At 64.7% G+C, this 6,720-nt stretch carries 9 protein-coding genes; 5 read left to right on the top strand and 4 right to left on the bottom strand.

Translation table 11 applies throughout. The annotated features are described in order from the left end of the window. Positions 1-183: SDR family NAD(P)-dependent oxidoreductase (locus E6J58_16710; protein TMB35452.1), on the bottom strand; the 183-nt coding region annotated here is incomplete at its 3' end. Here E6J58_16710 and E6J58_16705 point away from each other — a divergent pair. Next, a complete protein-coding gene (locus E6J58_16705) occupies positions 172-1,074 on the top strand; it encodes a LysR family transcriptional regulator (protein ID TMB35456.1) in 903 nt (300 codons plus the stop codon). The genes E6J58_16710 and E6J58_16705 overlap by 12 nt on opposite strands. A gap of 62 nt (positions 1,075-1,136) precedes the next feature. Here E6J58_16705 and E6J58_16700 read toward each other — a convergent pair whose 3' ends face one another. The 3 genes from E6J58_16700 to chrA form a co-directional block, all read right to left on the bottom strand. Continuing rightward, positions 1,137-1,334: a helix-turn-helix domain-containing protein gene (locus E6J58_16700; GenBank protein ID TMB35451.1), complete on the bottom strand. Its 198-nt coding sequence runs from the start codon at positions 1,332-1,334 to the stop codon at positions 1,137-1,139. Between the two features lie 441 nt (positions 1,335-1,775). Further along, complete coding sequence (locus tag E6J58_16695; GenBank protein ID TMB35450.1) at positions 1,776-2,738, bottom strand: hypothetical protein; 963 nt, start codon at positions 2,736-2,738, stop codon at positions 1,776-1,778. Between the two features lie 9 nt (positions 2,739-2,747). After that, complete coding sequence (gene chrA, locus E6J58_16690; GenBank protein ID TMB35449.1) at positions 2,748-3,875, bottom strand: chromate efflux transporter; 1,128 nt, start codon at positions 3,873-3,875, stop codon at positions 2,748-2,750. Between the two features lie 91 nt (positions 3,876-3,966). Here chrA and E6J58_16685 point away from each other — a divergent pair, with 91 nt between their 5' ends. From E6J58_16685 to E6J58_16670, 4 genes are read left to right on the top strand one after another with little or no spacing between them, the layout of a single operon-like run. Further along, positions 3,967-4,953: a ChrB protein gene (locus E6J58_16685; protein ID TMB35448.1), complete on the top strand. Its 987-nt coding sequence runs from the start codon at positions 3,967-3,969 to the stop codon at positions 4,951-4,953. 2 nt (positions 4,954-4,955) lie between these two features. Then, complete coding sequence (locus E6J58_16680) at positions 4,956-5,558, top strand: hypothetical protein (GenBank protein TMB35447.1); 603 nt, start codon at positions 4,956-4,958, stop codon at positions 5,556-5,558. Positions 5,559-5,608: 50 nt separating this feature from the next. Then, positions 5,609-5,869, top strand: a complete 261-nt coding sequence (locus E6J58_16675; protein TMB35455.1) for a hypothetical protein — start codon at positions 5,609-5,611, stop codon at positions 5,867-5,869. Then, entirely contained in the window at positions 5,866-6,717 is an 852-nt protein-coding gene (locus E6J58_16670; protein TMB35446.1) for a DUF1259 domain-containing protein, read from the top strand. Before E6J58_16675 ends, E6J58_16670 begins: the two co-directional genes overlap by 4 nt. Positions 6,718-6,720: the final 3 nt, after the last annotated feature.

Here is a 6,720-nt window from a genome sequence, read left to right as displayed (position 1 = left end):
CATGAAGCCCTCGAGGCCGAACTTCGACGCGGCATAGGCCGTACCGAACTCGAACGCGCCCGAGAGGCCCGCTGACGAGGAGATCGAGATGATGTGCCCCGAGCGCTGTTTGCGCATCACCGGCAGGACGGCGCGAGTGACGTTCATCGGGCCAAGGAGGCTCGCCGCCAACTGTCGGTCCATCTACGAGACGACCTTTACGACCTCGCCGCCTTCGCAGTCGTCGCCGAGCACGGAAGCTTTACCCGCGCGGCGGCCGAGCTCGGCGTGTCCCAGTCGGCGTTGAGCCACGCCATGAAGGCGCTGGAGGAGCGGCTCGGGGTGCGGCTCCTCTCGCGGACTACGCGCTCAGTGTCGACGACTGAAGCGGGCGAAACGCTGCTGCGCTCTGTGCGCCCCGCACTGGAGGAGATCGCCTCCGGGGTGGATGCGGCCTCTGCCCTGCGCGGAAAGCCTTCCGGCACCGTCCGCATCACCGCGACCAAGCATGCCGTCTCGTCCGTCGTCATGCCTGTCCTGCCGGGCTTCCTTGCGTCCCATCCCGATATCCGGGTGGACATCCTCGTCGACGACAACCTGACCGACATCGTCGCGAACCGAATCGACGCCGGCATCCGCTTCGGCGACCTCGTCGAGAGAGACATGATCGCGGTCCGCATCGGGTCGGACATCCGGATGGCCGTCGTCGGCGCCCCATCGTATTTCGCCGACCACCCGGTGCCCCGGACCCCCCGCGAGCTCTCAGGCCATCGCTGCATCAACTACCGGCAGGTCAGGACAGGCGGCCTCTACGCTTGGGACTTCGAGGAGAAGGGGAGGCCCTTCGCGGTTCGCGTCGAGGGTCCCCTCGTGTTCAACAATTCCGACCTGACCCGGGAGGCAGCCTTGGCGGGCCAAGGCCTCGCGTACGTCTACGAGGATGAGGTGGCGGCTGATCTCGAGGCGGGGCGACTCACGCGGATTCTGGCGAAGTGGTGCCCGACCTTCCCCGGGTACTATCTCTATCACCCCAGTCGGCGGCAGACGCCTCCCGTACTGGCTGCACTCATTGGAGCTCTTCGCTACAAGCCGTAGCCATGCTCGCGCCGACCTCCCCCAGGACTTCTTCGCGCCAACACTGGATACAGCGGCTTTCGTCATGGCTTTGGGGAATGATCCTTGAAGATTGCGCTCCGAAGGACGTAGCCGACTGCCATGCAGTCGAACCAGATCGCATTGTGGAGGTCACGGAAGTGGGGCAGCTTGCCTTGCTCGCACAGCTTGTAGACGTGCGCGCTGGAGCATCCGAGCAGCGCTGCCAGTTGCGCGATGTCGATCGATGGACTCGTTCTCACTCGCGCGGTCGGTGGCACATCCTGAGCACATGAAGCGTGAGAAGCTGCGTGGAGATTCGTGGAACTTGGTTCCGGCTCGCCCTCGGAAAGCCGCAAGGACATCACAGGTTCTTGCTGATTCGTGGAGGGTAGGGAAGATTCGTCAATGCCAGGCTGCCTCGTTGCCAAGGCGAAGGTCGCCGGTTCGAACCCGGTGTTCCGCTCCATATGGCCCCGGAATCCCTGAGGATTTCGGGGCCGTAGTCTCTTTACGGCAAAGGCGACGCCCATCCAGCTCGCAAACCGTGGACACCAGGGCCGAATCGCCTTCTTGCGACGTCGCCGCCTGGTGTTCTGGCACATGCCGGGCACATGAGGCGCGCCTCGCTCCGCCATGTTTGCTGCGGGATGCCGACGGCGAGGCCCATAACCGCAGTAGCGATCAGGTCGCTCACACGCCTCTCACGGAGTTGCCGGCTCCATGATGCGCAGCACGGGATGTCCCTCGACGTCCTTCAGCGGCAAATAGATGAGGTGGCTCGCCGGATCTACCAGCACGACGTGAGCGTTGGGCCCGACCTGTGGATCGCCTTCCTTCAGCAGCCCCGCGTCCGTCTCGCGAAAGACAGAGAGCGGTCCGGACTCGCTCGCGACGTACAGACGTCTGCTGCCGGTGTCAAACGAGAGCACGTCCGGCCCTTTTCCTACCGGGAACCGCGCCGTGACCTGGCGCCGGGCGAGGTCCAGCACCAGAAGCTCGCTCGTCTCCTCACTCGCGATGAACGCGAGATGCCTCGGCAGGTCGAGGTAGAGACCGTGGTTGCCCTTGACGCCGAGCGGGATTCGGTCTTTCACTTCGAGCTTGACCGGATCGATCACCACCAGGTCGCCGTCCGTCTGATCGTTGGTGTAGACGAGGTGGCCTTCGGAATCGGTCTGGGTATTGCCGGCCTCGCCACTGATTGGAATCTGCTTCAGGACTTTGAGCGCTGAAGCGTCGACGGCGATGACCGCTCCGCCCTTCTCGTCGGAAACGAAGATCCTTCCCGAACCCACTTCGAACGCGATGCCGTCCGGGAATTGTCCCGCCGGGAGCCGCGCCAGCACCGCATGCGTCTTGCCATCGAGCGCGACCACATGGCCGTCACCGGGCGTGCTCACGAAGACGCGGTTCAGGGCCGGCACCGCGAGTATCCCCGTGCAGCGAGGAAAGCCCTTGAGCACCGCAACGACTTTGCGCGCGCGGATGTCGAAGACCACGACCTCGCCCGCACCCATGTGGTTCAGGTAGAGGCGCCCGCTTCCGGGATCGAGGCTCGCGTAGTCGAAGCGGCTGGCGGCGCCCGGCAACGGGACGTCGGCCACCTTGCGCAGGAGCGGCGCGGTCGCAGCCTGGGCGATGACGAGCAGCGGGAACCAGTGCATGGGAGCTCCTTATCTCGGGACACCGTGACGGAGGATCAGGCCGGCTGCGCCTGCGGCCAGGATGACGATCGGTTCGGGAATCTTGCGCGCCTTGATCAACAGCACCAGCACGGTCACGGCGATCGCGGCGGTCGGCAAGTCGATGATGGCGCGTCTGCCGAGCACCCACGCGGCGCCCGCGATCGCTCCGGCAGCCGCGGCAGTGACTCCGGCGACGAAGGTCTTGACGCGATCGCTTTTCGACCATCGCCGGAAATGCGGAGCGACGAAGATCACGATCAGGTAGGGCGGCAGGAAGACGCCGATCGCGGACACGACCGCTCCCGTGAGGCCCGCGACGAGAAAACCGATGAAGGCGACGGTGATGACGACGGGTCCGGGCGTGATCATCGCGACTGCGACGGCATCGAGGAACTGCCGCTCGTTGAGCCAGTGGAAGTCGTCCACGACGCCACCGTGGAGGAACGGCACGATGGCGAGCCCGCTGCCGAAAACGAACGCTCCCGCCTCGGCGAAGTACCAGGCGATGCGCCAGAGCTCTCCGACTCCCGGGCCGCGGATTCCGGAGAAGAGCCAGGTGGGGACCAGCAGCGCCGACAAAGTCGCCGGCGATGGGCGCCATGCTTTCGCCAGGAGTGCGACGAACCCGCAGCCGAAGAAGATCCAGATGAACTCCTTCTCGGTCCAGCCAGTGACGATCGCGCTGACGGCGAACAAGGCGATGAGAACGGGATCCTTGCCGACCGTGGATCGCGCCAGCTTCCAGGCGCTGCGGGCGATGATGGCGATGACGGCCGCGCCGATTCCGTAGAACAGGGCCTGGATCCACGGAAGCCCGCCGAAGCGCACGTACAGCCAGGAGATCGCGAGCACCATCAGGAACGAGGGGCCGATGAAGGCCGCCGCCACCAGCGTTGCTCCCGGGATGCCTGCACGGACCCACCCGAGATATTTGGCGAGCTGCGCGGCGAGGGGGCCCGGCGAGAGCTGCGAGAGCGCGAGTCCCTCGAGGTAGTCCTGCCTCGAGAACCAGCGGCGGTCCTCGACGAGATCGCGCTGCATGTGCCCGGCGAGTGCGATCGGTCCGCCGAATCCGAACGTGCCGAGGCGGAGGAAGTAGAGCAACAGCTCCCGCATCGTGCAGGAAACCGTCTCCTCGGGTGCTCGCGTTGGATTCAATTGCACCAGCTTCCGTTGACTCCCGATACGCCTGCACTATAACCGCGTCGTGCCGGAAAAGGACAAACCCGGGTGGCTGCTGCTCATCCACCAGATCCCGCCCAAGCCGAACTACTTCAGAGTGAAGATCTGGCGGCGGCTGCAGAAGCTCGGCGCGGTCGGCATCAAGAACTCGGTCTACGCGCTGCCCAACAACGATCAGGCGCAGGAGGACCTGAACTGGGTCCTGCGCGAAATCGTCGAAGGCGGCGGAGACGCCTCGCTCGTCGAGGCGCGGCTCGTCGAGGGTCTCAACGACGAGCAGGTCAAGGAGATGTTCCGCGCCGCGCGCGACGCCGACTACCAGGCGGTGGCCGATGAGGCCCGGGAGCTGGCGCGGGGTCTTCCCCGAAAGGGCGAGGTTCCGGAAGAGAAGCGCGGCGAGATCGAAGCGGCGGTCGCGCGGCTGCAGAAGCGCGTTGCGGACATCGCGGCGATCGACTTCTTTCATGCGCGCAGCCGGGAAGCCGTCGACGGCTTGTTGAGAGAGATTGAACAGAAGCTCGCGGTCCGCGCGCCGGAGAAGGCAGCGGCTTCTACCGAAGCCGCGGAGAAGCCGCGCGGCGCGACCTGGGTGACGCGAACCGGCATCCACGTCGACCGGATGGCCAGCGCGTGGCTCATCCGCCGTTTCATCGATCCAAAGGCGAAGTTCAAATTCGTGTCCGCGCGCGAACATCGCCACCAGCCCGGTGAGCTGCGCTTCGACATGTTCGACGGTGAATTCACGCACCAGGGCGAGCTCTGCTCGTTCGAGGTGCTGCTGGCGCGCTTCGAGCTCACCGACGCCGCGCTGCGGGCGATCGCCGAGATCGTTCACGACATCGATCTCAAGGACGAGAAGTACGGCCGGCCGGACAACGCGGGTTTCGAGCACCTGATCAACGGCATCGCCATGGCGCATCCCGAGGACGAGGTGCGCCTGCAGCGCGCCGGCTTCGTGCTCGACGATCTCTATGAGTACTTCAAGCGAAAGCGCCGCGGAGGAGAGACATGATCATGGCCCTCATCGCAATGACCGCAGCGGCAATGACGTTCGACTTCGAGTCGGATACCGCGGGACAGCCGCCGAAGGGATTCGAGTTTGCTCTAACGGGGAAGGGCAAGCCGGGAAAGTGGGTCGTGCAGGCGGTAGCTGATGCTCCGAGCGGCAAGAACGTTCTCGCCCAAACTGACGGCGACGAGACCGATTATCGGTTTCCGATCGCGTACACCGGGCCGGAGCTGAAAGATCTGCGCCTTTCGGTGAAGTGCAAGCCGATCGCGGGGAAGGGCGATCAGGGCTGCGGAATCATCTGGCGGCTGAAGGACAAGGACAACTACTACATCACGCGCGCCAACGCCCTCGAGGACAACGTGCACCTGTACCACGTCATCAAGGGTCGCCGGGTCAGGTTCGCCGGATGGAACGGGAAGGTCGCTTCGGGTGTCTGGCACGACCTTGCGATGGAGATGGTCGGGGACCACATCCAGGTGTTCTTCAACGGCACGAAGGTGATCGACGACCACGACGGCTCATTCAAGGACGCCGGCAAGTTCGGCGTCTGGACGAAGGCCGACTCCATCATCCAGTTCGACGATCTTAACGCCACGCCGAAGTGACGCCATGCACTCCGTCAAACCGTTGCCTGCGCGGATTGTCCGAGCGGCTGATGGTCTCTCACCACGAGAACAACTACGGCGGCGCGGTCAAGAACCTGAACCGCACCGAAGAGGAGCTGGCGCGGGTTACCAAGGACACGCCGCCGCTTCTGGTCGCTGCGCTCAAGGAGCGCGAGCTCGACATGTACGAGCACTCGTACGCCCTCGACTACGGCGCGGCGGCGGCCAAGTACGTCGACGTGTTCTTCCAGAACATCCAGTGGGACGAAGTCAACCGGCGTCTCGAAAACGCCCAGAGGAGAGCAGCATGATCGCCGTCGTCGCCGTCCTCATGGCAGCGCAGCCCGCAGCGAAGTTGGACACAGCCAAGATCGAGCAGCTCACCGGGCTCAAGGGAAAGCTCGACGAGAAGGAAGGCGCGTTCAAGGTCTCATACCCGCGCAACGATATCGGCTCGACCGCAGCCGGCGTGAAGCTGACCCCGCCGCTTGGCCTCACGGCCTGGGCGGCGTTCAGCGGAGGCGGAGCGCATACGATGGTGATGGGTGACGTGGTGCTCACCGAGGACCAGGTGAACAGTGCGATGAGCACGGCCCTCGACAACGGCCTCGAGGTCACCGCGCTGCACAACCACTTCTTCTGGGATTCGCCCAAGGTGATGTTCATGCACATCGGCGGAATGGGCGACGAGGCGAAGCTCGCGACGGCCGTGGGCAAGGTGTTCGCTACCCTGAAGGAAAAGGGCCAGGTGCCGACCGCGGACATCGATCCCTCGAAGAGCACCATCGATCCTGCAAAACTGGACGCGGCCTTCGGCAAGAAGGGTGAGTTCAAGGACGGCGTCTACAAGGCGACCTGGGGCCGCACCACCAAAGTGCGCGGCATGACCATGGGCAACACCATGGGCGTGAACACCTGGGCGGCGCTCGCCGGCTCCGATGACAAGGCGGTGATCGACGGAGACTTCGCTATGCTCGAAGCAGAAATGCAGGACGTGCTCAAGGCGCTGCGTCACGGCGGGATCAACATCGTCGCCATCCACTCGCACATGTCGGGCGAGCAGCGGCGCGTGCTCTTCCTGCATTACTGGGGGATCGGTCCGGCGGAAGGGCTGGCGAAGGGCGTGATGGCCGCGCTCGGGAAGACGAAGACGAAATGACGC

This window comes from Deltaproteobacteria bacterium (genome assembly GCA_005879535.1).
Lineage (GTDB): Bacteria > Myxococcota > Myxococcia > Myxococcales > 40CM-4-68-19 > 40CM-4-68-19.
This window is presented reverse-complemented; position numbering and strand designations above follow the sequence as displayed.

What these genes read in the sequence shown, in the direction of transcription:
- E6J58_16695 (TMB35450.1), bottom strand. Translation starts at nt 2,738, where the DNA reads ATGCACTGGTTCCCGCTGCTCGTCATCGCCCAGGCTGCGACCGCGCCG.
- chrA (TMB35449.1), bottom strand. Translation starts at nt 3,875, where the DNA reads ATGCGGGAGCTGTTGCTCTACTTCCTCCGCCTCGGCACGTTCGGATTC.
- E6J58_16680 (TMB35447.1), top strand. Translation starts at nt 4,956, where the DNA reads ATGGCCCTCATCGCAATGACCGCAGCGGCAATGACGTTCGACTTCGAG.
- E6J58_16675 (TMB35455.1), top strand. Translation starts at nt 5,609, where the DNA reads ATGGTCTCTCACCACGAGAACAACTACGGCGGCGCGGTCAAGAACCTG.
- E6J58_16670 (TMB35446.1), top strand. Translation starts at nt 5,866, where the DNA reads ATGATCGCCGTCGTCGCCGTCCTCATGGCAGCGCAGCCCGCAGCGAAG.